Source organism: Blautia sp. 1001283B150304_161114_C9, assembly GCF_015668165.1.
GTDB classification, from domain to species: domain Bacteria; phylum Bacillota; class Clostridia; order Lachnospirales; family Lachnospiraceae; genus Blautia_A; species Blautia_A wexlerae.
Window position 1 is genome coordinate 1 of record NZ_JADPGO010000029.1, and the last position, 26,392, is coordinate 26,392.

Consider the following 26,392-nt stretch of genomic DNA (forward strand, 5'->3'; position numbering starts at 1 on the left):
AAAGATTTTAATAACGATTCTCTTCGCAAAATCAAGTCCGACAAAGCTGATTCTGTCAAGATTGCCCGCTACGCTCTTGACAAATGGCAAAGTCTTGAACCGTATAGTATTACAGATGAATTACGCGCTCAGCTAAAGGTCATGAATCGTCAGTTCCATTTCTATGTGAAACAAAAAACGGCTATGAAAAATAATCTTATTGGCCTCATTGACCAGACCTATCCAAATGCAAATACTTATTTCAATAGTCCCACCCGCAGTGATGGTTCCCAGAAATGGGTTGATTTTGTCTCTACATACTGGCATGTAGATTGCATTCGTAAAATGTCTCTAAACGCTTTTGTTGAACATTATCAGAACTGGTGCAAGCGCAAAAAATATGCCTTCAATAAATCAAAAGCGGAAGAAATTTACACCAAAACAAAGGAACTTGTTCCAGTATTTCCTAAGAATGAAATAACCAAACATATCATCAGACAAGCTATCGATCAGCTCAACAGTACTTCCGTTACTGTCGAAACAATACGCACTCTCATGAACGAGACTGCCTCAAAGCTTCCTGAATACTCAATTGTCATGCAGTTTAAAGGGATTGGTCCATCTCTCGGTCCACAGCTTATGGCTGAGATCGGTGATGTAACCAGATTCACGCATAAAGGAGCCCTTACTGCATTCGCCGGAGTTGATCCTGGGGTAAACGAATCTGGTTCCTATGCACAAAAAAGCGTCCCAACATCCAAACGTGGATCTTCAAATTTAAGAAAGACTCTTTTTCAAGTAATGGATGTTCTTATCAAAACCATGCCTCAGGATGATCCTGTATATCAATTCATGGACAGAAAACGCACCCAGGGTAAGCCTTACTATGTTTATATGACTGCAGGTGCTAATAAATTTCTCAGAATATACTATGGACGAGTGAAAGAATATCTTTCTGTTCTTCCTGATCCAAGCTAATTCAAAACTTTTACTTTCAGACCAGCACTGGTTGTGGTGGCCTTATTTTAATGCCTAATTTTTAACCTGTAAAGTTTTTTAACCTTCTTCAATTTTAGTATTGACTTTTTATTTGCAGGCTAAAGTAACGAGAATGCGACGCGCAATTATTCAAGCAGACGTTTTAACTCGGGATATTCCTGCAGTAAAGATTTTATATATGTTGCATTGTTAAGATATTTTTTTTCATAATAATCATATTGTTCTTTTGGCGTACTTCCTTTTAGATTTCCAAAATTTTTCTGCCGATGTACATCTAAGATTAATATTTTAAGAAACATAGTTCGATTTTTCCTGCATAAATAATCCAATTTCAGCAACACACTATAGTTCCATATACAATAAAAGACAATTTCTCTTCTATACTTTCCGTATCTATTATCTCTATTTCATCTAATTCTTTTTCCACATTTCCTATTATTTTATCATTCATTTCGTTCATAACCGTCACTCTCCCATTATGTATTATCGCTAATTATTATTTCTACTTCAAAAAAATCTTTATCATATTTAAAATCTATTTCACCATTATACTTTCTTACAATTTGTTTGACACTTTCAATCCCCCATCCGTGCTCATCTTTCTCTTTTTTACTTGTATAAAATTTAGTGTTTTTTTCATAAGGTTTATATATGCTTGTATTCTTTACTTTAAAAATAAACATATCATTAATATTTCGAAAAATACACGTAATTTTACCTTTTCCCTCTTCACACTTTTCAGCAGCTTCTATTGCATTATCCAAAAGATTTCCTAGGAGTACAACGAAATCTATGTCTTTCATCGGAATTTTTTCTATTTTTGAATCTACTTTAAAAAAAATATTCTTTTCTTCCATTTTTCGCACTTTTATATTCAACATAAAATTTATTTCTGGAATTCCTGTCCACGCTACTCCACTATATCTAATGCTTTCTCTCTTGTAATGATTCAAAAAAGTGATACATGAATCCAGTTCTCCATTTTCCAGGCATTCTTTTATATATAAAAGCAAATGTTTTTCATCGTGCACCAAACACCGATACCGGTCATATGACATTCTCAATTCTTCATATTCTTCTTCCATTAATTTGCATCTCATATCTAAAATCTGATTTCTCATTTCTAGGGTCTTTTTTTGAAACTTAACATATACACCAATCAATGCTATATTACTAACTACTAATAAACATGCGGTCATTACAAAATTTTCCTTTTTAATCGTACCAAATTTGTATATGATGCTAACTATTAATAAAACATACTCTAACAATCCAATAATAAAAAGTTCCTTCAGACGTGTACGCAATATTCCTTTTATACTGTTTACTGACAAAATAAATTTAATTATCCAAAATATGAATAAACAGCCTAAAATCCAAAATATAACTTCCTGATATGTATGTCCTCTCGGATATGAATAAAAATCATCCCACTGTTTATGGTTAAACACCCCTGCATATACAACATAAGCCTCTTTTATCAATCCTATATTAACTGCATAGAAAAAATTCCAAACATATGCCTGTTTAAATGTGCAATCAAAGTAGCAAAAAACATATAATACAATTATTCCACTCCCAAGAATAATCATTAACAACGATTGATATCCAGCCCAATACTGAGCAGTTAACCAAAATATCATGCCGATATATAATATTCTTCTTAAGACCATCTCCTTTTTCTTTACAAAAAAAATATCATATATAATTCCTGCAATTAATCCAATTATGTATATACAAATAACTTTTATGACATATTTTTCTATTTTTTTATCAATCTGCCATAATGAAACAGAAAAATTATAAATTCCAAAAAAAATCAAAGAATACAACAGCCATTCTAGAACATAATATTTTTTTTCTAATATTCTTCGTTCAGAAAACGTCTGGCTAAATATCCAGACACCTATCCCTGTCTCCATAAACGTTGCCAGTCCATACAATAAAACTTTCAGCATTCTTCATACCCCCCAGTAATTCAGAATTGCTTCTCTGACACCTTTGAATCTTTCTCTGCCAACTGTAATAATATTACCGTCCCGCATATAAAGATCCCTTCCTTTCATCTTCATCACATGTTGGATGTTTGCAAGATATCCTCTGTCAGATATAATAAATTCTTTTGAATTCAGTTCCTTTTCTACTGTTGACAGACTTGCTCTGATCTTTACTTCCCCACGCCTGTGCACAAAAATCACATATTTTCCTTCTTTTTTCATATAGAAAATATCAGAATATGCCAGTTTTTCAACTTCATTTCTTTTATTTATGATATAGTACCGCTCTTCTTTCTCCATAATTCCAGGAAGAAGCGCATCATAAGCCTGCGGAAGTTTTTCCTTCAGACACTCTTTGGGGATATAACGATAGGTGTTTACCTCATATGCTTCTATTGCATAATCCACAAAATTTGTAATAAATATAATAACCGGATCCGGATAAAGTCTGCGAATTTCCCTCGCTGCCTCTATTCCGTTTTCTCCAGGCATCCGGATATCCAGAATATACATATCGAATTTTTCTTCATTCAATCCCAGCAGAAACCATTCCACATTCTGGTATATCGTTACCGTGCAATCTACGTTTTTCTCTGCAAAATACTGTTCTGTGATATCCTTTTCTTTTTTCAGATACATTTCGTCATCATCCAGAATCATTATTCTTATCATAGCAATTATTCCTCCATGAATGTATAAAATCTGAATTTCTTCACATCATAAAAATAACTTTCATCCTTATTGATGACCAGCTCATAAACCTCGATATCCCCTTTGGTTGTCACATCAGTTCTGTGATACTGATAAATGTATCTGCCTTCCTCATGGTTTTTTACCTTTCTGATGATATCATCCACCAGTTCTCCGATTGTCATCGGACTGTCTCTGGAAGGTCTCCATCTTCCAATCATACCACGAACCTGTGACCTGGTCAGTTTAATTCTCTTTCCAAGAAGATATCCTTTCGGGAAAAAGTCTTCTCTGGTCTTTCCTGTCTTTTTTAATATCTCACGTATTGTCTTATTTTCTTCATCTAAAGCAAATCCCATATTAGCATAAGCCTGCATATGAAGCAACGCTAATTCGAGATATTTACTGTTTTCAGATTCTTTATTCCATAACAGTAATTTGTCCAGACTTTTATATACAGTTTCTCTGATTGTAATTCCCTGATTTTGCAAAGTCTGCAAAGAAAACATCATGGTATACAAATCCTTTGTATATTCGTCCATATTCCTATATTCCTCCTGTCATAAAACATATCAAATTTGATTAGTCGCTTGTCATTTATATCCTTATACATATTTAATTCCGTCTGTTAAACTTTATCAAAGGAAAGGATTTTTATTTATGAAAAACAATACTATCGGAAAAAGAATTGCAGAAGCTCGGATCAACAGAAATATTACCCAGGAACACCTGGAAGAATTAAGTGGTTTATCTGTAAGTACGATCAGCCGGATTGAAACAGGTAAGTATATGCCTACTATCGAAAATCTCCTTAAGCGTTCTGAAATTCTTGATGTGGGACTTGACTATTTTCTTTATGATCTGCTTCCTCATAATAAAGATATTCAAAGCCCGGCCATTCAGGATGCGGTTTCAATTATGAATCAAATGGGTGAACGCCAGACTGAATACATTGTAAAAATACTGAAAATATATCAGGCCTCTCATCAGGATTAAATATAATTACAATTCGACATTTTTCGTGTTTTTGTCCTCAAAAGGCATTTTTCTGACCTCGAAACAGCGATCAGGAAATGCTTTTTATTTTTTTCTTTTTTATGTTTACAATTTTCCCTTTTCTCACTCTTTATAAGATGTATCACCGGTGAGCAAATAAATAATCAAATTTCAGGAGGATGAAAAAATGACAAAAACAGAAAAAGCAGTAACATGGGCAATTGAAATTGCAAATGATCCGGCACATGGATATGATCAGGATAACAGATGGGGACCGGACTACGATTGTTCTTCACTGGTAATCTCCGCATGGCAGCAGGCTGGTGTTCCTGTAAAAACAAAAGGAGCTTATAATACCAAAAGTATGAAGTCTGTTTTCCTGTCTTGCGGATTCAAAGACGTTACTTCCAGTGTTAATCTTGACAACGGAAGCGGTATGAAACGCGGTGATGTACTGTTAAACATTGCACGCCATACAGTTATGCATATCGGCAACGGCAAAGTAGTTTCTGCCAGTATAAATGAAAATGGTGGAGCCCACGGTGGTACTCCGGGTGACCAGAATGGCAACGAAATTAAAATCCAGAATTACTACAACTGCCCGTGGGATTGTGTTCTTCGTTATAATGAAGATTCTACATCTACGGATCCAGAACCACAGCCAACTACTGGAAATGCCAAAATCCGCAAAGGTCAGAGTTATGCCAATAAATTTGCCAATACTGGCATCTCCATTACCGGGAAAAGAGATGCTGCCACTAAGAAAGCAGCTATTAAAGTTCTTCAGACAGCTCTGAACAAAGATTATGGTGCCGGTCTGGATGTAGACGGTATCTGGGGAACCAACACAAGCAATGCCCTTGGTAAACATTACGTAAAAAGCGGTGAAACTCAGTATATGGTAACTGCCGCTGAGATTCTCCTTCTTTTACGTGCTTATGATCCAAATGGTGTGGAAATTCCTGGTACCTTTGGCTCTGGTCTTCTTTCAGCTGTAAAAGCATTCCAGAAAGCACAGGGCTTAACATTTTCCGGAACTTGTGACAGAAACACTTTCCTGAAACTGATCAGCTGATCTTTACCAGATAAACATCCGGCAGAATTCTTTTCACTGATTCTGCCGGATATGCCCCTTCACTATTTCTTGTATATAAAAAGAAACAGTTTTGAAACCCATCAAAATGATTTCAAAACTGTTTCTTTTGTTTTCTTATTTTTTACCACGGAACATATTCGCCGCTGTCTTCATCATAATAATACCAGCCGTTTCCTCTGCCTATAGGACTACAGTCAGATTCCGCAGCCTGAAACGGTATATAGGAATTGGTTCCCGGATCCCAGGAATACAGGTCATACGGATCTCTTACTTTTCCTGATGCATCATCAGGTGCAGTCCAGGTCCAGTAGTATTTATTGCCATCCTGATCCGTAACACCATCTTCATCCATAGCACGCCCAATATCCTCCCAGCTTCCATAACAATTTCCGTCACTGTCATACCAGTTTCCATCGTCAGCCTGAGAAATCAGTCTTCCATTTCCCTCACTGTCATATATCATCGCCTGATCTGCTGTCTGATCAATTTGATTGCCACCGTCGCCTGTTGAGCCATTATTTTCAGATGAATTATTGTCCACGTATGTATTCTGTGAATCATCTGTATTATCCGCATCATTCTCTGAATTCTGTACATCGCCCGCATTATTGGATGAGGCAAATACTTTCGTCTTCTTATCCGCAGTCTGATTTGAATTTTCTTTTCCACCGGATGTACTTTTATTTACCTGTTTTTTATCCGGCTGAGATTTTTCTGCTGTTTTTTGTTTTGTCTGTTCGGATTTCCCCTGTGAATTCTGCGTATAATCAACCTGTGTCGCTGTTTTATTCTGTTCCGCACAGCCAGTCATAGCAGCCGCTGCTGCTAAAATCCCTGCCATAATAATTACAATCTTTTTCTGCTTCATTTTGTTGTCCTTTCTACATTTGCTAAAAATGTCACTGCCTTTATCATAATGTGCTTTTCCTGTTCATTATGACATACTTCACAGACTTCGATGCCTCATATGTCCCTTATCTGTCATAAAAAGGACATTATTATTTATAGATAAAACAAATAAAACACTGGTATTTATTTGCACAATGAATTTCAAATCCAGACAAGTTTTGAGTATAATAAGTTTATTGGCAGTACCTTAAATATTTTTAGGAAAATACGGAATATCAGAAAAGTACTGTAAATAAAAAAGGGAGGAAGTTACTTATGAAAATCGGAGTAACAGAAGCAAGTCCAAGAGCAATTCAGCGGGCAGCAGAAAAAAAATTTAAAGGCGGCTATTATTGCTGCGAAGCATTGATCAGTGCGATCAGAGAGGAATTCAAACTTGACGTTCCCGAAGAAGTTATCGCAATGGCATCTGGTATGGCAGTAGGAGCAGGAAAATCAGGATGTATCTGCGGTGCATTTAACGGAGGAATTCTTGCATTGGGAATGTTTTTTGGCAGAACCGGACAAAATGGTCCAACAGATCCAAAGAGTATCAAATGTATGGAATTGACACATGAACTTCACGACTGGTTTAAAAAAGCAAATGGAAAAAATGCAATCTGCTGTCGTATTCTGACAAAAGAATTCAATATGGGACAGGGCGAACACAAAGAACAGTGTATCTATTTTACAGGGTTATGTGCATGGAAAGTAGCCCAGATTGTCTGTCGCGAGCTGGGAATCAAAAATCAGGATGAGATTGATGAACCGGCAGAGAGACGTACCATTGAAGAAATTTAGTCAAATCAGACTGCGGGCAGATATTTGACTATGATCAAGCAGCAAAACTAATCACAAATATCTGCTTATATAACAGGAAAGGATAAGACAATAATGAAAAACACAATTAAAAAAATTCCTATCCCGCTTTGCGGTGTAATGCTTGGTCTGGCGGCACTGGGAAATCTCTTACAGAGTTACTCAGAAGGAATCCGCTATATCTGCGGAATCCTGGCAGCATTTTTGCTCATACTTGTTTTACTGAAATTAATCATGTTTCCACAAATGGTCAGGGAAGACATGAAGAATCCCATCATGGCAAGCGTATCCGGAACATTTCCCATGGCTTTAATGCTTCTCAGTGTTTATGTAAAACCATTTATCGGCAAAGCAGCTTATTTTATCTGGCTTCTGGCAATCTGTCTCCATATAATTCTGATCATATATTTTACAGTAAAATTCTTACTGAAATTACAGATGCCAAAAGTTTTCGCAAGCTATTTTATTGTATATGTAGGAATTGTAGTAGCATCTGTTACAGCCCCTGCTTATGAAAAGGCAGCCTCTATCGGAACAGCAGCATTCTGGTTTGGTTTTGTCACACTGATCCTGCTTCTGATTCTGATAACCTACAGATACGTAAAATTCAAAGAAGTACCAGATCCCGCAAAACCGCTCATCTGCATTTACGCAGCACCGACAAGTCTTTGTATTGCCGGATATGTACAGTCAGTAATGCCGAAGTCATATGGCTTTCTTACAGGAATGCTGGCAGCAGCAACCGCAATTTATATTTTTTCACTGGTAAAGGCAATTACATATCTGAAAATGCCGTTTTACCCAAGCTATGCTGCATTTACATTCCCATTTGTAATCAGTGCAATTGCATCCAAACAGACTATGGCATGCGCTGCAAACATGGGAAAACCTCTTCCGTTTTTAAAATATGTAGTGCTGATTGAAACAGTAATTGCAGTACTTTTAGTAGTATATACGTTTGTGCGCTATATGGGATTCCTGTTTGGACAGAAAAAATAGCAAAGAAAAAACGTAAGTCATAGAAATGTAGTTCTTTTTTAACTTTGAGTATTACAGGAAAAAGCAGGTATGAAAAATACCTGCCTTTTCTATAATCTTATAATATCTTCACAGTTATAACATTTCTATCAGAGCTGCAATACGTGTATTTAGCTGTCCAACATCAGACTGAGAATAATCTGTCTCCACATGCAGATAAGGAATCTTTTTCTCTTCTCTTACAAATCTGCCAACTTTACCGGCTTCCACATTATAAGTATGACAGGCCTGAAGAGTCATTTCCACAACAGCTTCTACCTGGTACTCATCGATCAGTTCATTTAACAGTTCAAAACGGTTCGGATTCGGAGTCATAACAGAACAGCCGATATTCAGATAACGTCTTGCAATTGCTTCGTAAATATCCGGATCATTTTCATCAATCAGTCTGTCTACGCTCTTTGCACCGGAGCAGTTTTCAAAAGCAACTACCACACCGCCATTTTCTTCAATTGCTTTTACTACTTTCATGGTAGCTCCGCCCATTGGACATCCAGTGATCAGAATACGATGTTTCTTTCCTTCGTTTTTGCCTGCTGCATATTCTTCTTTCAGCTTCACTGTCAGTGCATCAATCTCTGCCGGGACTTTGGAACGGTCAAACTTAAAGGTAGTTCCATACAATACATTATAAAGATTCTCACCCTTCATTGGAGCCGGATCCTGTTTCATCAGTTCATAGAAATCTTTCAAAGCACGACGTCCCTCATTGCTGATGCGGACTGCCTCACGAAGCTTCTCCTCTGTGATCTCCACCTCAAATTTCTTCTCCAGATATTCTTTGAAACGGATAATCTCACTCTTCCAGTACTGAAGTGCAGCCTCTGTCTGTTTATGAGGAAGCTCCAGAATAAATACATCCTTAAATTCGGACATAAATTCATACATTTTTTTCTTTCCGTCACAGGTAGTCTCACCAACTACAACATCTGAAAAATAAAAGAATGGACATTTATCTGTCACTGCAAACCCATAACTGGCCTTGATCAGTGGACAGAGATTTTTCGGCAATGTCTGCTCGGCTACCGGGATTGTTTCATCAGACATGGAACATAAACCTACAGAAGCAGCTCCCATGGCCATTGCAATCTCCTGTGGAAAATATGTACAGTAAGAACCAATTACCGGGATATTCTGATCCTTAATCTTCTTGATAGCAAGAAATGAATTCTTCCTCTGCTCCGCAAACTCCTCAAATACTTCTGGTAAATCTTTAATTATTTCCATCTTTGTGCCTCATCTTTCTATCGTTTTTATATTATTTTTTACTTCTTTCATACCATTCGCCAACTGTTGCAGTCCTTATTATCCTCTACAGTTGATTATTTATTTCTTTTTTTCTCCGGCAAGCAATGATGCCCCAAACGCTCCTGCATATCTTCCGTCTTTCATAGCTTCAACAGCACATCCAAGTTTTTCCGAAAGAATTTCTGCAAAATACGGACATTCACTCAATCCTCCCGTAAGGAGCACTGTCCCCGGAAGCTGCTTTCTTCTGGCAAGCTGCGCAACTTTCTCCGCTACAGAATTTACCACTCCCGCAGCTATATCCTCTCTGCTTCGCCCTTCACCAATCATGCTGATTACCTCAGATTCCGCAAATACCGTACACAACGAACTGATCGGTACCACAGTTCCCTGTTCTGCCAGGTCAAACAGTTCCGCAATGGTAACTCCCAGTCGATTCGCCATAATCTCCAGAAACTTCCCGGTTCCGGCAGAACATTTATCATTCATAAGAAAATCCTGGATCATTCCCTGATCTATCAAGATTACTTTCGTATCCTGACCACCTACATCAATAATTGCACATTCATTTCCCGCCAGTTCTCTGCCACCTCTTCCATGACAGGTAATCTCCGTAATCACAAAATCCGCATAATCCACAGCTACACGCCCATATCCTGTAGCTGCTACACGAACCCCTTCACTCATTACATCAATCCCCTGATCCAGAAGCCTTGAAGCAATCTCCGAAGCCGTCTCCTTACTGCTCCATCCCGTAGGTAGCACAAATTTCATTTCCCTGTCACCAGTCACAACTGTTTTCGAAGCAGTCGAACCAATATCAATTCCAACATAATACAACTTTTCTCACCTGCTTTTTTGGGTATTTTTACTCATTCTGTTTACTGTAATTTCTATTATACCCTTTCCCATTAATAATCAAAAATTCAAAAATCCAATAAAAGCAGGAGATTTATTCAAAAAAGCTATAAATGTTGATTTTATTTTTTCAATTTTCCTTTTTTTCGTTTCGTCATCAATCCTCCGATCCGTCCGGTCTCTTTCGCAGACAGACTTTTCCATCCATCACGCAAGACTCTGTCCAACAGTCCCATTTCCTCTGCAATTTCATACTTCATTCTGGTGTCCGGTAACAATTCTCCATCAAGATAAGCTTTTATTTCCTTCTCTTTATCCAAAACAGCCCACACTCCTTTTCTTTGGAGTATGGGCTGTTTTCTTAATTTTTATACTGTATTTCATTGAACTTCTGTTTATTACAGACTGGATTTTGAAATTCTGTTATCTTTTGGGAATAATAATTGCCGCAATGATATATGCCCAGATTCCCGCACCGCCAAAGCAGGTCAGGATCACCCATGCCAGACGCACTAGCGTAGGGTCAATATCAAAATATTCTGCAATTCCTCCACATACACCGCAAAGCATGCTGTTTTCTGATGATTTGTATAAACGTTTGTCACTCATGATTCATTTCCTCCTTAAACCTAGCGGATAAAATCATCCGCTTCGCTACTTGCTCATAACCGAATAACTGCTCCGCAGTTTATCAGAAGGAGCTACACTCCTCCTGATACAAGCAAGTCCCCACCCACTGCTTATTGCTTTCCGCAATTGAAGCAGGGGACTTACTTGATTCGGTTAAATACTCCTTTTATTTCTTCCCGTCAGAATGTATACTCCTCAGGATGTCTGCAAATCTCTGTGTTCTTTCCCGGAGAAATCTACTGATATATTTCCCATACCGCACTCCAGATCCAGTTTCCTGTCTGCGCCTTTATTGGAAATGGTTTTCTCCCGTCCAAGTCCACTGTAGGAATCAGAACCTACATCCAGATTTCCCACTCCACATTCCAGATCATAATTATAATCCTCCTGCGTACCGGTCAGTGTCAGATCCAGTTCACCCAGACCACATTCTCCATCTGTCTTCCTGGCGCTCAGATCTGCAAATGTCATACTTCCGGTTCCGATTTCCAGATCTGCCTCCCTTGCAGTCACCGGATTCTTACTTTCAAATTCCCCGGCTCCCATCTCCACACTCAGCTTCTCTGTCTCAATATCTCTGTTCAGATAAACAGTACCTGCACCCATCTCAATCTCCAGCTCCTGAAGCTTAACATCTTCCGGATAGGAGATACACACCTTTCTGTTTTTAGACAGTTTTTTCGTGCTTCTGACCTTAAGAGTATCCGAACTCTCCTTCACTGTCACATTCTTCCCACTGTCATCATAAACTCTGACACAGAAACTGTCGCCCTCTTCCAGAATCAGCTCATCGTACTTCAGCTCTATATCCAGCTTTGTGGGCTGATACTTCAACTGATATACAGTGCCATCTTCCTCATTCTCATCAACAGCGCGGGCATAATCCTCACTGTCGTCACAGTCGTCGCTGTCGTCATAATCATCGCTGTCATAGTCATCGCTGTCATCATAATCATAATCGTCATAATCATCATCGTCATCATAATCATCGCTGTCATCATAATCATAATCCCCATCTGCCACCAGAAGCACCCTTTTCAGACTTTTCACCCCTGTCAGTTCCGACATACTGGCTCCCATAACACCACCGGCAGCTGTCAGCCCGATTCCCACAGCACCAAAAATCCCCGCTGCGATCAACATTCCTTTTGTAAACTTCTTCATTTAACCTCCTCCTTTCTCTTTCTGTAAAGCACCCTGTTAAAAAAGTCAGTAATCTTCCGAAACCATTTCGGCACAATGCGTACTGCAATGCTGATCAGTCCTAATATCATAAGGATTGCCAGAGCAATCATCAGACATCCAATTCCTATGGTCAGGATCCCGGTTCCGGTCATTACAGCCAAAAGCCCTGCTCCAGCCACAACAGCTGCGATTCCGCCAACCAGTAAAACCACAGCACCTATGCCCAATCCAACGATCAGCCAGAACGGAAGCAGTAAGATTCCAACTGCAAATGTCAGAATCCCACCAACAGCCCCCTTAACAAAAGGAGAAATAAAAACCAGCAGGATCACCGCAAGGATCAGCACCGCCTGATTCCCCTTTCTGAAAAAACGCTTCCCTGTTCCCGACTCTTCTTCATATCTCTCAGGCATCTGGCCTCTCTCTTTAGTCCGGGCATCCTCATAGCCATGCTCCGTATATTCTCCATACTCATAGCCTCCTGCCGAACCTTTCAGATCCGCCTTGATGATCGCTGCAACCTTCTCTGGACTTCCAAGTTCCCTGAGCACCGAAGCTTCATTCTCAGCTCCTGCATCATCGAAATAACTATTATAAAAATCAAGGGCATCCTGCCTCTCTGTCTCGGAAATATCAGCAAGCAGCTTCTCCAGCTCCTGCATAAACTGCGCCCTGTCCATCATCCTATTCCTCCCTCAAACATCCCGCTTATCTTGGATGCATAAATTTTCCATTCAGCTTTATAAAACTCCAGCTGCGCAGCACCTCTGTCCGTCAGCTTATAATAACGCCGGTTACGTCCTGCATACGCCATATCGTAAACCTCCAGACAATCATCCTTCTGCAGCCTCCTGAGCACCGGATACAAAGTAGACTCCGAAACATCCAGAACTCCACGCACATCCTGCGTGATCTTATACCCGTAAGTCCCTTCCTTCTCCTTAGAAACAACCGCCAGAACAACCGCATCCAGAAGCGCAGCACCCGTATTAAAAACCATATGCTCACTCCCTCGTTTCAATTATGTTCTGTACAGACAGCATCATCTCTGCAATCCAGCCTTAGAGCGTGTCTGAAAAATGCTCCAGACTATACCAAAGGTAAACGCCATTTCACATCTGATACATTTATTCCATCCTGTTCACATACTATACAGAACATCAATATTGTTTTGTTAACGATATTATATGATGTATAATATGATTTTGTCAATACTATTTAGCAAAAATCATTTATACTTTATAATCATATTGATACCTTTACCGAAAATACCTCCTTAACGTCTTCCGGTTTACTATAGCAATCTTCATAAATAATGCATTTGAAAGTATTGTTACATATCAATTTCTTATTTCATAAATTACTGCAAACAATCCAGTCCATCATAGCGTGAAGTCCTGCTGAACTGTCTTGATTGCATTATTTTATGGCATTGCTATAGTATTTCATAAACTTAATATTCCATAAACCTCACGTTATACTACAGTTATTTTCAGTAAACAGCGCAGGAAAATATATCTGTCTGAGTGCATTTGCAGGCATCTTAGATCTTCTTAGCCGGTAGAAATCTGCGTTATGGAGAAAAATCGCAACCTGTCTGAGCGAAGCCTGCAGCGAAGCGAGTTTTGCATTTTTCTCCATGCTTTTAGCAGATTTTTACCGACTTAGAAGATCTTAGATGCCGAAACCGCACTCAGACAGATATATTTTCCTGCGCGTCCCCCACCCACCAATCAAAACTACAGCAAAGGAACCCAACCCATTATGAACGAAAATACAACACACCTCCACCCCGCCTTCCTCACCCGAATGAAAGAAATGCTCGGCAACGAATACCCCTCCTTCCTCTCCAGCTTCAATGCCCCCCGAACCTACGGCCTGCGCATAAACACCTCCAAGATCACCTGCGAAGACTTCGAAAACCTGTCTCCATTTCCAACCCGTCAGATCCCATGGATCAAAAACGGCTACTTCTACGATGAAGACATTCGTCCTTCCAGATGCCCATACTACCAGGCCGGCCTCTACTACCTTCAGGAACCCAGCGCCATGACCCCCGCCTCCCGCATCCCCATCGAGCCGGGTGACAGAGTCCTGGACCTCTGCGCAGCCCCGGGCGGCAAGGCAACTGCAGCAGGCGCAGCACTTCAGGGACAGGGACTTCTGGTAGCAAACGATATCAGCACTTCCCGCGCCAGAGCCCTCCTTCGCAACCTGGAACTCTTCGGCATCCCAAATGTCTTCGTAGCAAACGAAACACCTGCAAAGTTAACCAAAGCATTCCCCGAATTCTTCGACAAGATCATCCTGGATGCTCCATGCTCCGGAGAAGGAATGTTCCGTAAGGAAGAAGCACTTGCCAAAGACTGGACTCCCGAAAAATCCATGGAGCTTTCCGAAATCCAGAAAGAGCTTATCCTCCAGGCAGCCGATATGCTCCGTCCCGGCGGACTGATGCTTTACTCTACCTGCACATTCGCGCCTGCAGAAGACGAACAAACTGTTTCCCATCTTCTGGAAAACCGTCCTGACATGGAACTGGCAGAAATGGAAGATTATGAAGGCTTCTCCCATGGAGTTCCTGAATGGGGAAACGGAAATCCTGAGCTTATCAAATGCATCCGGATTTTTCCACACAAAATGAATGGAGAGGGACACTTCCTTGCGCTCTTCCGTAAAAAAGGACAGGCCATCAAGGAAAGCTCCCGTCCTCACACAAAACCGGACAAAAACGCATTTCCACTGATTGAGGAATTTCTGAACGAAATCGGTCTGAAAACCCTCTGCGGCCAGCCATTTGACTGGGAACGTGTGGAAATCCGCGGTGATAAAGCCTACTATCTTCCCCCGGTTGCCCACAACTTCCGCGGCATCACCTTCTTAAGAAACGGTCTCTATCTCGGTGACCTGAAGAAAAACCGCTTCGAGCCGTCTCAGCCACTTGCACTGGCGATCCGCAAAAATGAAGCAGAAGCAGTCATCTCTCTCTCCGCTTCTGACGAAAGGATCACCAGATATTTAAAGGGCGAAACCTTAAATATCGAACCCGAAGAAGCAGCTCACAAAAAAGGCTGGCATCTCCTCTGTGCAGATGGATATCCCATTGGCTTCGGTAAACTGGTCAACCAGATCCTGAAAAACAAATATCCGGCAGGGTGGCGCGTATAACACGCGCTTATCCCTGCCGGATATTTGAATTCACAATAATAATATTTATTCCGCTTACAGCAATATCTCTTTCTGCAATGTAAACGAATAAATGATCTTTTCCTTCACTCTTTTCCCTGTCATCCGCTCCAATGCCCGGGCATAATCCTCAAGCTGCACATGATACAGATCGATCAGCTTCTGTTCCTGTCCTCTCTTCACTCTATCCGTTTTATAGTCCACAAGAACAATCTCTTCCTCTTCCATAAAATAGGCATCGATAATTCCCTGCACCAGCACTGTTTCGTTCTTCCAACCATCATCGAGCATAGAAGCATTTCTCTGGATCACAAAAGGCTGTTCTCTGTAAAGATGTTTTTTCATGGCAGCTTTCTTCATCCTCTGCCCCAGCCCGGACTCCACAAATCTCCTGATATCCCGGCTCCGGATACATTCCGCTTCCTGCTCTGTCATTTTCTGGCTCTCCAGAAGTCTCTTTAACTGAGCCCGAAGCTGTTCCTCTGTATCTGTTTCTGCATAATCCAGACATTCCATTACTCTGTGGTAAGCAGTACCTCTGGCAGCCCCCTTATACTCTTCCTGCTTCTCTGCCATAAATGCGGGAACCGGCGCTTCCTGTTCTTCCTCCTGCTCTTCGGCAGACACACTGATATTCTCTTCCAGTTCACTTTCATCATGCCAGCTTCTCTTTTTCAGATCCGAAACACTGACTTTAACCGGAATATCTTCCAGATATTTATACGGATATACAAAGGAAAATCTCTTCTCTATCTCTTCCTTCACAGCCTCATCATACACTTTATTTTCATCCCAGTTCTTCAGATATTCCTCCTGCATCTGGTTTCCTGCCTGGATGAGAACTGCTTTTTCTGTCATCTGACGGACAGTGATCTTTTTTATCACAAACTCAGAGATATCATCGTAAATCCCCGGCTGTTTCTTCATGAGGATTCCATATTCCCACAGAAGTTCACTCATGGCCCGATGCCGCACCAGTGCAGGCAGTACAAAAGCCCAGTAATTCTTTGCTTTCATTCTGGTTCCCAGTGGGAGCAGTTCTTCTTCCTCATCCAGAAAACGCGACAGCGACAGCATCTGCTTTTCCAGCTTTCCGACTGTTCCTGTAAGGATCAGTTTCTCTTTTGCTCTTGTCATGGCAACGTAAAGTACCCTCAGTTCCTCTCCCAGACTCTCTTTCAGAAGCTGTCTTCTGATCACCTGCTTATTCAGCGAAGATGCGATCACCCGTTTCTCCGGTATGATAGCATCAGCCCCTATTCCCAGTTCCGGATGAAGCAAAAGACCTGCATTCATATCCTGAAAATTAAACTGTTTTCCCATACCGGCCACAAATACTACCGGAAATTCAAGTCCCTTACTCTTGTGGATCGTCATGATCTCCACTGCGGTATTGCCCGCTCCTGTCAGATTGACTTCTCCATAGTCTACCTGATATGCCTGTAGCTGTTCGATATAACGAACAAAGTTAAACAGACCCCTGTAGCTTGTCTTCTCGTAGTCCATAGCTTTCTCCACAAGCATGGTAAGATTTGCAAAACGCTGCTCCCCTCCCGGAAGTGCCCTTGCATAATCTCCATACCCGGTTTCTTTCAGCACATAAAGGATCAATTCGTGGACCGGCGTATATGCAGCCATATTTCTTACCTTTTCAAGGAGACTCAGAAATCCTCTTAATTTAATATTCAGAGAGTTCTTTTCATCTGTTCGCAGATTACTGTTTAACAATTCAGATTTCACCTTATCCGGATCCAGTTCTTTTTCGAGGATTTCATTTTCTCCTGCATATGCCGAAACACTCTCATAGAGCAGACCATCAGGATACTGTATTCTAAGCTCTGCCAGTTCCTGTGAAGTGCATCCGACAATCGGTGAACGAAGCACTCCCATAAGCGGAATATCCTGCAGCGGATTGTCACACACCTTCAGATAATTCAATACAGTCACAATCTCGGTTGCAGAGAAATATCCGGTTCTTGATGTACAATATACGGGAATCCCCTGAGATGCCAGCACTTCCCTGAATGTTTCTGCCCATCCATAGGCAGTGCGCAGCAGGATTACAATATCCCCGTATTCCACAGACCGGTATTCCTTCTTCTCCTTATCTACGATCTGTTCTTTTCCCACAATTTCTTTAATTCTCTGTGCAATGGCCAGCGCCTCCAGTTCCTGCCCGGTCTGATTTTCCATTTCCCTGCGGTTTCCCGATGCACCTGCGTCTTCATAGTCATGTACATCAGACAGTTCTTCTCCGTCTCTCTCGACCAGAAGAACCTCTGTCTTTACAAATTCCTCTGACTCTCCTTCCGGAAAAGAAGCTCCGGGATAAAGGGCTGCATCTTTGTCATAGGTAATCCCTCCCAGGTCTTCCCCCATGATCTGTCGGAAAATAAAGTTTACACTCTCCAGAACCTGTTCCCTGCTCCGGAAATTTTTGTGCAGGTCAATTCTCTGCTCCTGTGCTTCTTCTGTGGAATAACTTTTATATTTTTCCATGAAAAGCTCCGGCCTTGCCAGACGGAAACGATAGATACTCTGCTTTACATCTCCTACCATGAAGATATTTTTCTTCTGGTTGATCCACCCGGATACTGCTGTTGTCAGAAGCTCCTGCACTAAGTTACTGTCCTGATATTCATCCACCAAGACTTCATCATACTTTGCGGAGAGCTCTCTCGCAGCCTGAGACATATGGATTTCTTCCCCTTCTTTCGTCATCAGTATCTGCAGGGCAAAATGTTCCATATCCGTAAAATCCAGAATATTCTTTTCTCTCTTCGCCTCTCCGAACTGTTTTTTAAATCGTGCCGTCAACTCAACTAACATCTCTATTGGGCCTCTGATATATCTGATCACTTCCAGAAGTTCTTTCTCTGCACTCTGGAAATATCGCTGCCCCAGTTCCTTCAGAATCCCCTTTTCCTCATCCCGAAGATCTTTCACTCTCTGCTTCTTCTGTTCATCTACATCCGCAGCCTTCTTTGTGCTCAGCCGGGCAAATGAGGGTTTCATAAGTATTTCTGCAGTTCCATTATAATCTCTTTTCTCTGCCAGTTCCTGCAGACTTCTTATAAGAAGCAGATCACTGCTCAGTGCCTCATCATACAGATACGGACCATCCGGCTCTGAGCAGATTCTTCGAGCCTCCTGCACCAGAAGCTTCGCTTCCTGCAGTTCATCCTTCACTGCATCCCAGAGCATCCTCATCCACTCAGTCTCTCTTAACTCTTCCAGGGAATCAATCCTGTAATCATCCATACACCCGGACAGCCATTCCTGCGGAAAAGGATTGCTCATAGCCATTTCATATAATTTCTGTATCAGGTTTCCCAGATTTTCATCTGACTTTCCTGTTGCAAAGCATTCCACGAATTTCTGAAACTTTTCATCTTTTTTGGCATAATATTCTTCAAGCAGTGCTTTCACAACATCTCCTCGCAGAAGCTTCAGTTCCCCCTCATCTGCCGTCCGATATCCCGGATCCAGTCCGATCAGATGAAAGTAATTCCGGATAATATAGGCACAGAAACCATCAATAGTTGTAATCTGTGCAGTATGAAGCAGGGTTGTCTGTCTCTGCAGATGCTCATTATCGGGATCCTCACAGAGTGCTTTTTCAATAGCTGCCGAGATCCTCTCTTTCATTTCACCTGCTGCCGCTCTTGTAAATGTCATGATCAGCAGTCTATCAATATCCACAGGGTGTTCTTTATCTGTTATCTTACTCAGGATACGTTCTACCAGTACTGCCGTTTTTCCGGACCCGGCTGCCGCACTGACCAGAATATTTCTGTCCCGCAGCCGTATAACCTCCTGCTGCTCCTTTGTCCACTGTACGCCCATCTTATTCTGCCTCCCTGTCAAATGCTTTCCATAATTCCTCATCAGAGAAGTTTTTCAGTCTGCGGAATTCATATCCTGACAGCCTGCGGTCAAATCCGCATACCGTCATATACGGACAATAAGTACACGCATTCTTTTTTCCGAGCTCATAGGGAGAAACCTCTGCATCTCCCTCCAGAATAGAACTTCTTATCTTCTCAATCTTCGTCCTTACATACCGTCCAAGCACTGCGAACTGTGTTCTGTCTGCCACAGAAGAATTTTTGCGAAAGCTTCCGTCCTTATTAAATGCGACAGGAATGGAGCCAAGACTGCTGTCCATCCTGTACACAAGCTCCGGATCTGCCTGAACCAGCCCATTCATCTTCAGTTCTTTCATAAGACCTGCACTGACTGCTTCCACATCCGCATCTATCTTCTCCTGGATCATAGGATCCTTGATATTGTAATAGAAAACTCCCGCAGGAATAATCTCCTTATCCGGATATTTCTTCTGCTCTACACGCAGAGCACCATCCAGATAGATCATCAGCTGTAACTGCAGGCCATGATACAGATAAACCAGGTCAAAGGATGTATTTCCGGTTTTATAATCAATCACCTTCACATACACCTTATTCTGATCTTCCATAATATCTACTCTGTCAATCCGTCCTCCCCCGAAGGTTACCTCAAAGCCTTCCGGCTGAAATTCTCCCTGTTCCAACTGTTTCTGAAGTGCCCATACCGTCCTTCTGAGAATTCTCCTTGTTCTCTCGATCATATATTCATTTCTGGCACTGCTTTTGAGCACCGTGTTTCCATAATCTGCCACAATATTATCCAGACACCGGTCCGCAATCTCATTCCGTTCCTGTTCTGTCAGCTCTGTCCATTTCATGCCTCTTTTTCGCACTTCTTCTGCAAAGCTTTCCAGTGCTTCATGCATAACATTTCCCATATCCATAGGTTTAAACTCATATTCCACACGCTCGGTAAGCTTCATTCCATACTGAAGGAAATGTGCAAATGCACAGGCTGCAAAACGTTCCAGTCTGGTAGCACTGTAAGGTGAAACCTCTCCGTATAATGCTTTCGCCACACTCTGGCTGATAATGTCCTCTGGTTTTCCGGCAAAAGCCGACTGTACCAGCTTCTGTACTCTGCTTCTGTATTCCGGATTCCGCAGATACCAGCTATAAAGCTCTCCAAACATTGCATCCGTCTCATCTGCCTGCTCCAGAATATCCTCATGTTCTTTCTCTGTCTCCTGTACCAGCTTCTCCAGAAACAGATCAATCCCAGCTTCCGGATTTTCCGGATAACAATAATTGTTTATAGAATTTTTATGGGGTCTGACCCCGGCTCCGCCCTCAATTTCCAGCTTCGGATACAGACTGCGTATACTCCCGATCAGATATGCCGGACTTATGCCTTCTCCTTTTGCATTTGTATCACTATAGGAGAGGATCAGCTTTTCTCCCGGTTTCGTCATATTCAGATACAGATAAAACCTCTGCATATTCATCAGTTCTTTAGGCCCCGGTGCCAGTTCCACTCCCTGCTCCTGGAAGAAATCCCTGTCAAGCTCTGATAAGATTCCGCCTGTCTGTGTGCTCTTTGGGATATTTCCCTCATTCACGCCAACAAAGAACAACGCCTTAATCTCCTTTAAGCGGGATCGTTCCATATCACCCACCATTACCTGATCTATGCTCGGCGGAATCAGCGCTACTTTTGCCTGAGAAAGTCCTGATTCCAGAAGCTGTCGGAACTCCTGTCTGTTTACCGTTTCTTCGCCAAGAATCTCAACCATCTTATCCAGCAGGTCCATCACAATTCCATAAATCTGGTTATATTCTTTTTCCATTGCTTTATCGCCTGACTCTTTAAACTTTCGCTCCTGTCGTTTCAGTTTCTGCCAGACATTGCTTTTTTGGATAAACTCATAGAGAATCCGGCAGTACTCTTCCACTGTCTTCTTCCCGGAACCAAACCCCTGCGCAAGTTCCCTTACTTCTTCCGCAAAGATTTCTCTGATCTCATTCAGTTCCTGTATCTTCTCCGCTTCCATTCCTCTGTATACACGAACCCATTTTTCAGACCATTTCTTATATCCCCGGATTCCCAGCGCCAGCACGTAATTCTCCAGCTTATCAGCCTGTTCTCTGGTAACTTCTGACATCCCGCATCTGAGATAACGGAAAACACTCTCATAAGGAAATCCCTGTACCGCCATCTCCATGGCAGCGCGCAGATACTCCACAAAAGGATTCATCATTACCGAATGCTTCTCATCAATAAAATATGGAATATCTGCCTCCTCAAATACCTGTGCTGCAAGTCTTGCATATTCTTCCAGATTTCCTGTGATCACTGCAATTTCACCATAGCGGTATCCGCAGGTACGCACAAGTTCTGACATCCTTCTGGCAGCCTCCCGCATTTCTTCCAGGGGGGATGGCGCAGTAAATATTTTTATCTCCTGCTGTTCTTCGGCATACACGCCCTTTCTGTAGCGGAAGATATTTTTCTCCAGAAACTGTAAGGCAGGTGCCTGTGCAAACCGGGACTGTCCGGATGGTTTCAGATACACTGGATCCTCCAGATCTCTGGTCAGCCCTGCAAGTGTCCGTATCATCTGCTTGCTCATAAAGAAAAGCTGATAAGGTTTTCCCGGAGAAAAAGCATCCTCCCGTTCGTCCATAGTCACAGTAACACTTATGCGGTCAGCAATGACCAGAAGTTCCCTGAGCACATTGACCTGAATTGGCGTGAATCCGGTAAATCCATCAAAGAGAAATTCCGCTCCCTTAAGTTTTTCGGAAAAAGGAAGCTGTTTAAGCAGGACATCCATCACCTCTTCCCCTGTCATATAATGCCCCTTCAGGAATTCCCTGAATGACTGATAAAGGATTCCCACATCCTTAAGCTTCATTTCAAGTAATGGCTGATCTTTGGCCTTCTCTTTCATTTCTGCCAGATTCTCTTCTCTGATATCATACTGCATAAATTCTGAAACCAGAGACTTCACCTCATCCAGATATCCCGGCTTATTCATCTGACTTCCCAGATAGGCAAGTTCCTTTCTGTGCTGCTGCACCATTTTCTGCAGCACCATGCTTTTTCCCGTATCTTCCAGAACCTTTCTGTTATCTCCGCCGGTTTCTTCAAATACACGGTACGCAAGACGTTCAAAGCTCAGGATGTCAATATTCAGGATTCCTTTTCCCGGATGCATTTCCACCAGCGTCTTCTGTGTCTGCATGGTAAACTGCTCCGGAACAATAATATAGTAATTTCTCTCCGGGTGTTCCATGGACTCCCGGATTACTCTCTCATATGCAAAATAAGACTTTCCGGCACCGGAACTGCCGATAATAAACTGTAATGACATTCTTCTCTCCTTACTGTCGGTTACTCACATTCGTTGTTTCAGTATATCATAATTTAAGCACTTCTGTAATAGAATATACAAAACCATCCAGGAGGCGTGTACCATGAGTGCAAAAACAAAAATCATAGTCCTACATATGAAGGAAGTTATATACACCGGCATTTTCCTTCTTCTTGCTGTCATCCTGGCTATTGTACTTTTTTTCATGTTTGGATCCGGTCAGAAAAAAAGTGCCTCAGCCGATGCCAAAAGCCTGTACAAACCGGGAATTTATACTTCCTCCATCGACCTGAATGAAAACACCTTTGACCTGGAAGTAACCGTTGACTCTGACAGGGTAACTTCCATCCGTCTGGTAAATTTAAGTGAAAGCACCGCAGCCATGTTTCCTCTCATGGAACCGGCTCTGGAATCACTGGCCAGCCAGATCTATACCTCCCAGTCGCTGGAAAACATCCAATATTCTGAAGATCAGAAGTATACTTCCATGATTCTTTTGAATGCAATTGAAACAGCACTGAAAAAAGCGGAGAACAACTGATCGTTCTCCGCTTCACCATGCAAAATCATGCGGATAAAATCCTCCACTCCGCTATGCGATTCTAAATATCCATATTTTCAAGCTGCTCCAGCCATACTCCTGCACTTGCATCACTTGGCATTCTCAGATCACCTCTCGGTGAAACCGCAACGCTTCCCACCTTCGGGCCATCCGGAAGGCAGGAACGTTTAAACTGCTGTGCAAAAAATCTCCAATAGAAGGTTTTCAGCCATTTGAAGATTGTCTCCTTATCATACATTCCTTCAAAAGTCTCACATGCCAGCCTGTAAATTTTCTCCGGTTCAAATCCTGCACGAAGCATATAGTACAGATAGAAATCGTGAAGTTCATAAGGTCCCACCAGATCTTCTGTCTTCTGTGCGATCTTGCCATCCTTAGGCGGCAGAAGCTCCGGACTTACCGGTGTATCCAGAATATCAAGAAGAACCTCTGTCAGCTTCTCATCTTTGCAGGTATCCGCATAATAACGTACAAGATGACGCACCAGAGTTTTCGGCACTGAAGCATTCACGCCGTACATGGACATATGGTCACCATTGTAGGTTGCCCATCCCAGAGCCAGCTCAGACAGATCTCCTGTTCCCACCAGAATCGAGCCATCCTGATTTGCACTGTCCATCAGGATCTGCGTTCTCTCTCTTGCCTGGCTGTTCTCATAAGTCACATCATGCACAGACGGATCATGAGCAATATCCCGGAAATGTACATTTACCGCTTCTTTGATATTGATCTCACTTAAAGTCGCACCCAGACACTGACTTAATTTGCAGGCATTCTGATAAGTTCTGTCTGTGGTTCCAAAGCATGGCATGGTAATACAGTGGATATCCTTTCTGTCCGCACCGGAAAGGTCAAAGGCTCTTGCGATCACAAGCAGTGCCAGTGTGGAATCCAGACCTCCGGAAAGTCCCACTGTTGCCTTATGGCAATGGATATGATCCATACGTTTCTTAAGTCCCATTGCCTGGATATTCAGGATTTCATCACAGCGCATATCCCTTTCTTCTTTTCGTGAAGGTACGAAAGGATACTGCGGATATTTTCTGGTCAGCTTTGTCTCTTCCACATTCAGATGGAAGCGTACTTTAATATGATCACTGTCGTCAGCCGGCTGATAAGTAGTCAGTCTTCTTCTCTCATCGTTCAGCCTCTGCACATCAATCTCACTACATACAATACCATTGTGGAAACGTTTTCCTTCCGCAAGGATCACTCCATTCTCTGCGATCATATTCTGACCGCCAAAGACCAGATCCTGTGTAGACTCACCTTCTCCTGCATTTGCATATACATATCCGCACACCAGACGTGCAGACTGTCCGGAAACAAGATCTCTGCGGTAGCTGTCCTTTCCGACCATCTCATTGCTGGCTGACAGATTCACGATCAGATTCGCTCCTGCCTGTGCATGGAGAACGCTTGGCGGCAGTGTCACCCATAAATCCTCACAGATCTCTGCTGCTGCCACAAGCTCCGGCTCCTCCTCACAGATAAAAAGAATATCTGTTCCAAAAGGAACTCTCTTTCCCTCAATATCCACATATTCCAGACAGCCAAGACCTGATGCAAAATGGCGCTGCTCATAAAATTCTCCATAGTTTGGAAGATAAGTTTTCGGAACCAGACCAATGATCTCGCCTCTGTTTAAAACTGCTGCCACATTATATAATTTTCCATGATTTCTGAAAGGCACACCTACAAAAACAAGGGCATCCACATCAGCAGTTTCCTTTGTGATCTTCAGCAAGGTTTCCCAGGCGCTGTCGAGAAGACGTCTCTGCAGGAAAAGATCCTGACAGGTATAGCCTGTGATACAAAGCTCCGGAAAAATCATAACCTTCACATGTTCTTTTTCCATCTCATGGATCAGTCTGATAATCTCATTTCCATTGGCATTGCAGTCTGCAACTGTGATATAAGGTGTTGCGGCTGCTGTTTTGATATAACCGTTTTTCATTTTCTACCTCTTCTTCCCTGTGCTCCGGCAGATCTATCTGTCAGTACATTGGCGTCTCTTATTTACATTTACGCAGGATTTCTTTCAGTTCTTCCACTGTAAATTCATAATTCTTATTACAGAAATGGCAGTTCATCTCAATGGACTTACCTTCCTGGATCATTTCATTGAGTTCTTTTCTTCCGATGCTGATCAGGGCTTTCTCCACTCTTTCTCTGGTACAGTTACAGTAAAATTCCGTAGGAACTTTCTCATTGATCTCCATGTCAAAGCCCTCAAGGACTTTCTCAAGCAGGCTCTCAGGAGTATGCCCCTCTTCCAGAAGATTTGTGACAGATGTGATTTTCTGCACATTTTCCTCAAGCTTCGCAATTGTGCTTTCTTCCGCAAACGGCATCAGCTGCACGATAAATCCGCCAGCCTGACGTACTGTATTGTCTTTATTCATAAGAACTCCAAGACCAACTGCTGACGGTACCTGTTCACTTGTAGCAAAATAATAGGTAAGATCTTCTGCGATCTCGCTGGTCTGAAGCGCAACCTGTCCAACATAAGGCTCTTTCAGTCCCATATCCTTGATCACGTTCATAAATCCTACACCGACAGCACCTGCAACATCCAGTTTTCCCTTGCTGTTCGCCGGGATACATACATCAGGATTTCCCACATATCCCTTTACACGACCTTTGGAATCTGCAGTCACAGTAATTCCTTCCAGAGGACCTCCTGCCTTAATCTGAAGTGTAAGGATATCCTTATCCCCCTTCATCATGGTACCCATCATGGCACCTGCTGTAAGAAGACGTCCCAGTGCCGCTGTTGCAACCGGGCTTGTATTGTGATCCTGTCTCGCTGTTTCTACTGTTTCTGTAGTAACTGCCGCAAATGCCCGAATCTGATCATTCGCTGCAATTGCTCTGATAATATAATCGTTCATTCGTTTATTACTCCTGTTATTTCTTTCATATTATTTTCATTTTGTCCATGGCTTAACGTCAAATCAATAGCAATCCCCGTAAATAATGCATTAATTAAGAGGCTT

At 42.0% G+C, this 26,392-nt stretch carries 24 protein-coding genes; 7 read left to right on the forward strand and 17 right to left on the reverse strand.

The features are described 5' to 3' along the window. Nucleotides 1-957 (forward strand): transposase (locus I4V44_RS13440; protein WP_196002842.1); only part of this gene is annotated, 957 nt, incomplete at its 5' end. A 146-nt stretch (nt 958-1,103) separates the two neighbouring features. Here the strand turns inward: I4V44_RS13440 and I4V44_RS13445 are convergent. The 5 genes from I4V44_RS13445 to I4V44_RS13460 are packed head-to-tail and all read right to left on the reverse strand — an operon-like array spanning nt 1,104 to nt 4,207. Next, nucleotides 1,104-1,277, reverse strand: coding sequence for a hypothetical protein (locus I4V44_RS13445; RefSeq protein WP_196002843.1), 174 nt, complete (start codon nt 1,275-1,277; stop codon nt 1,104-1,106). Between the two features lie 32 nt (nt 1,278-1,309). After that, nucleotides 1,310-1,438, reverse strand: coding sequence for a hypothetical protein (locus I4V44_RS17790; RefSeq protein WP_255601783.1), 129 nt, complete (start codon nt 1,436-1,438; stop codon nt 1,310-1,312). A 16-nt stretch (nt 1,439-1,454) separates the two neighbouring features. Further along, nucleotides 1,455-2,936 carry an ATP-binding protein gene (locus I4V44_RS13450; protein WP_118136660.1) on the reverse strand — a complete coding sequence of 494 codons (1,482 nt, stop codon included), beginning with the start codon at nt 2,934-2,936 and terminating at the stop codon, nt 1,455-1,457. 3 nt (nt 2,937-2,939) lie between these two features. Then, on the reverse strand, nt 2,940-3,647 hold the full coding sequence (locus I4V44_RS13455) for a LytR/AlgR family response regulator transcription factor (protein WP_025579789.1): 708 nt from the start codon (nt 3,645-3,647) through the stop codon (nt 2,940-2,942). A 5-nt stretch (nt 3,648-3,652) separates the two neighbouring features. After that, nucleotides 3,653-4,207 carry a hypothetical protein gene (locus I4V44_RS13460; RefSeq protein ID WP_118566231.1) on the reverse strand — a complete coding sequence of 185 codons (555 nt, stop codon included), beginning with the start codon at nt 4,205-4,207 and terminating at the stop codon, nt 3,653-3,655. Nucleotides 4,208-4,325: 118 nt separating this feature from the next. Between I4V44_RS13460 and I4V44_RS13465 the strand changes: the two genes are divergently transcribed. Together I4V44_RS13465 and I4V44_RS13470 are read left to right on the forward strand one after the other, a co-directional pair. Beyond that, entirely contained in the window at nt 4,326-4,661 is a 336-nt protein-coding gene (locus I4V44_RS13465) for a helix-turn-helix domain-containing protein (protein WP_196002844.1), read from the forward strand. A 187-nt stretch (nt 4,662-4,848) separates the two neighbouring features. Continuing rightward, nucleotides 4,849-5,736, forward strand: a complete 888-nt coding sequence (locus I4V44_RS13470) for a C40 family peptidase (protein ID WP_196002845.1) — start codon at nt 4,849-4,851, stop codon at nt 5,734-5,736. Nucleotides 5,737-5,878: 142 nt separating this feature from the next. Here I4V44_RS13470 and I4V44_RS13475 read toward each other — a convergent pair whose 3' ends face one another. After that, entirely contained in the window at nt 5,879-6,625 is a 747-nt protein-coding gene (locus I4V44_RS13475; protein WP_117844019.1) for a hypothetical protein, read from the reverse strand. Nucleotides 6,626-6,921: 296 nt separating this feature from the next. On the opposite strand from I4V44_RS13475, the gene I4V44_RS13480 reads away from it, so the two are divergent. Together I4V44_RS13480 and I4V44_RS13485 are read left to right on the forward strand one after the other, a co-directional pair. Further along, entirely contained in the window at nt 6,922-7,446 is a 525-nt protein-coding gene (locus I4V44_RS13480) for a C-GCAxxG-C-C family protein (protein ID WP_196002846.1), read from the forward strand. A 93-nt stretch (nt 7,447-7,539) separates the two neighbouring features. Then, a complete protein-coding gene (locus I4V44_RS13485) occupies nt 7,540-8,463 on the forward strand; it encodes a TDT family transporter (RefSeq protein WP_196002847.1) in 924 nt (307 codons plus the stop codon). Nucleotides 8,464-8,577: 114 nt separating this feature from the next. On the opposite strand, the gene I4V44_RS13490 is transcribed toward I4V44_RS13485, so the two are convergent. From I4V44_RS13490 to I4V44_RS13520, 7 genes are all read right to left on the reverse strand, one after another. Next, entirely contained in the window at nt 8,578-9,729 is a 1,152-nt protein-coding gene (locus I4V44_RS13490) for a double-cubane-cluster-containing anaerobic reductase (RefSeq protein ID WP_118569090.1), read from the reverse strand. A 99-nt stretch (nt 9,730-9,828) separates the two neighbouring features. Then, nucleotides 9,829-10,590 carry an acyl-CoA dehydratase activase gene (locus tag I4V44_RS13495; RefSeq protein WP_118409031.1) on the reverse strand — a complete coding sequence of 254 codons (762 nt, stop codon included), beginning with the start codon at nt 10,588-10,590 and terminating at the stop codon, nt 9,829-9,831. Nucleotides 10,591-10,730: 140 nt separating this feature from the next. Further along, the gene (locus I4V44_RS13500; protein WP_196002848.1) at nt 10,731-10,928 is read right to left on the reverse strand and encodes a small, acid-soluble spore protein, alpha/beta type; all 198 of its coding nucleotides are present in this window, start codon (nt 10,926-10,928) and stop codon (nt 10,731-10,733) included. Nucleotides 10,929-11,031: 103 nt separating this feature from the next. Beyond that, the gene (locus I4V44_RS13505) at nt 11,032-11,217 is read right to left on the reverse strand and encodes a PspC domain-containing protein (protein ID WP_019162538.1); all 186 of its coding nucleotides are present in this window, start codon (nt 11,215-11,217) and stop codon (nt 11,032-11,034) included. 216 nt (nt 11,218-11,433) lie between these two features. Beyond that, nucleotides 11,434-12,402, reverse strand: coding sequence for a DUF4097 family beta strand repeat-containing protein (locus I4V44_RS13510; RefSeq protein WP_243280279.1), 969 nt, complete (start codon nt 12,400-12,402; stop codon nt 11,434-11,436). Further along, entirely contained in the window at nt 12,399-13,106 is a 708-nt protein-coding gene (locus I4V44_RS13515) for a DUF1700 domain-containing protein (RefSeq protein ID WP_055199626.1), read from the reverse strand. The genes I4V44_RS13510 and I4V44_RS13515 overlap by 4 nt, the downstream gene beginning before the upstream one ends. Then, complete coding sequence (locus I4V44_RS13520) at nt 13,103-13,423, reverse strand: PadR family transcriptional regulator (RefSeq protein ID WP_020993548.1); 321 nt, start codon at nt 13,421-13,423, stop codon at nt 13,103-13,105. Before I4V44_RS13520 ends, I4V44_RS13515 begins: the two co-directional genes overlap by 4 nt. 764 nt (nt 13,424-14,187) lie before the next feature. Here I4V44_RS13520 and I4V44_RS13525 point away from each other — a divergent pair. Further along, complete coding sequence (locus I4V44_RS13525) at nt 14,188-15,591, forward strand: RsmF rRNA methyltransferase first C-terminal domain-containing protein (RefSeq protein WP_196002849.1); 1,404 nt, start codon at nt 14,188-14,190, stop codon at nt 15,589-15,591. A 54-nt stretch (nt 15,592-15,645) separates the two neighbouring features. Here I4V44_RS13525 and addA read toward each other — a convergent pair whose 3' ends face one another. Both addA and addB read right to left on the reverse strand, forming a co-directional pair. Next, nucleotides 15,646-19,455 (reverse strand): helicase-exonuclease AddAB subunit AddA, encoded by a 3,810-nt coding sequence (gene addA / locus I4V44_RS13530; protein ID WP_196002850.1) that lies wholly within the window; start codon nt 19,453-19,455, stop codon nt 15,646-15,648. A 1-nt stretch (nt 19,456) separates the two neighbouring features. Beyond that, nucleotides 19,457-22,831 carry a helicase-exonuclease AddAB subunit AddB gene (addB, locus tag I4V44_RS13535; protein ID WP_196002851.1) on the reverse strand — a complete coding sequence of 1,125 codons (3,375 nt, stop codon included), beginning with the start codon at nt 22,829-22,831 and terminating at the stop codon, nt 19,457-19,459. 103 nt (nt 22,832-22,934) lie between these two features. Between addB and I4V44_RS13540 the strand changes: the two genes are divergently transcribed. Then, nucleotides 22,935-23,372, forward strand: coding sequence for an FMN-binding protein (locus I4V44_RS13540; RefSeq protein ID WP_055057270.1), 438 nt, complete (start codon nt 22,935-22,937; stop codon nt 23,370-23,372). A gap of 61 nt (nt 23,373-23,433) precedes the next feature. Here the strand turns inward: I4V44_RS13540 and I4V44_RS13545 are convergent, their stop codons facing one another. Then, nucleotides 23,434-25,350, reverse strand: a complete 1,917-nt coding sequence (locus I4V44_RS13545; protein WP_196002852.1) for an NAD(+) synthase — start codon at nt 25,348-25,350, stop codon at nt 23,434-23,436. A 58-nt stretch (nt 25,351-25,408) separates the two neighbouring features. Then, on the reverse strand, nt 25,409-26,287 hold the full coding sequence (gene hslO, locus I4V44_RS13550; protein WP_173697409.1) for an Hsp33 family molecular chaperone HslO: 879 nt from the start codon (nt 26,285-26,287) through the stop codon (nt 25,409-25,411). Nucleotides 26,288-26,392 lie beyond the last annotated feature (105 nt).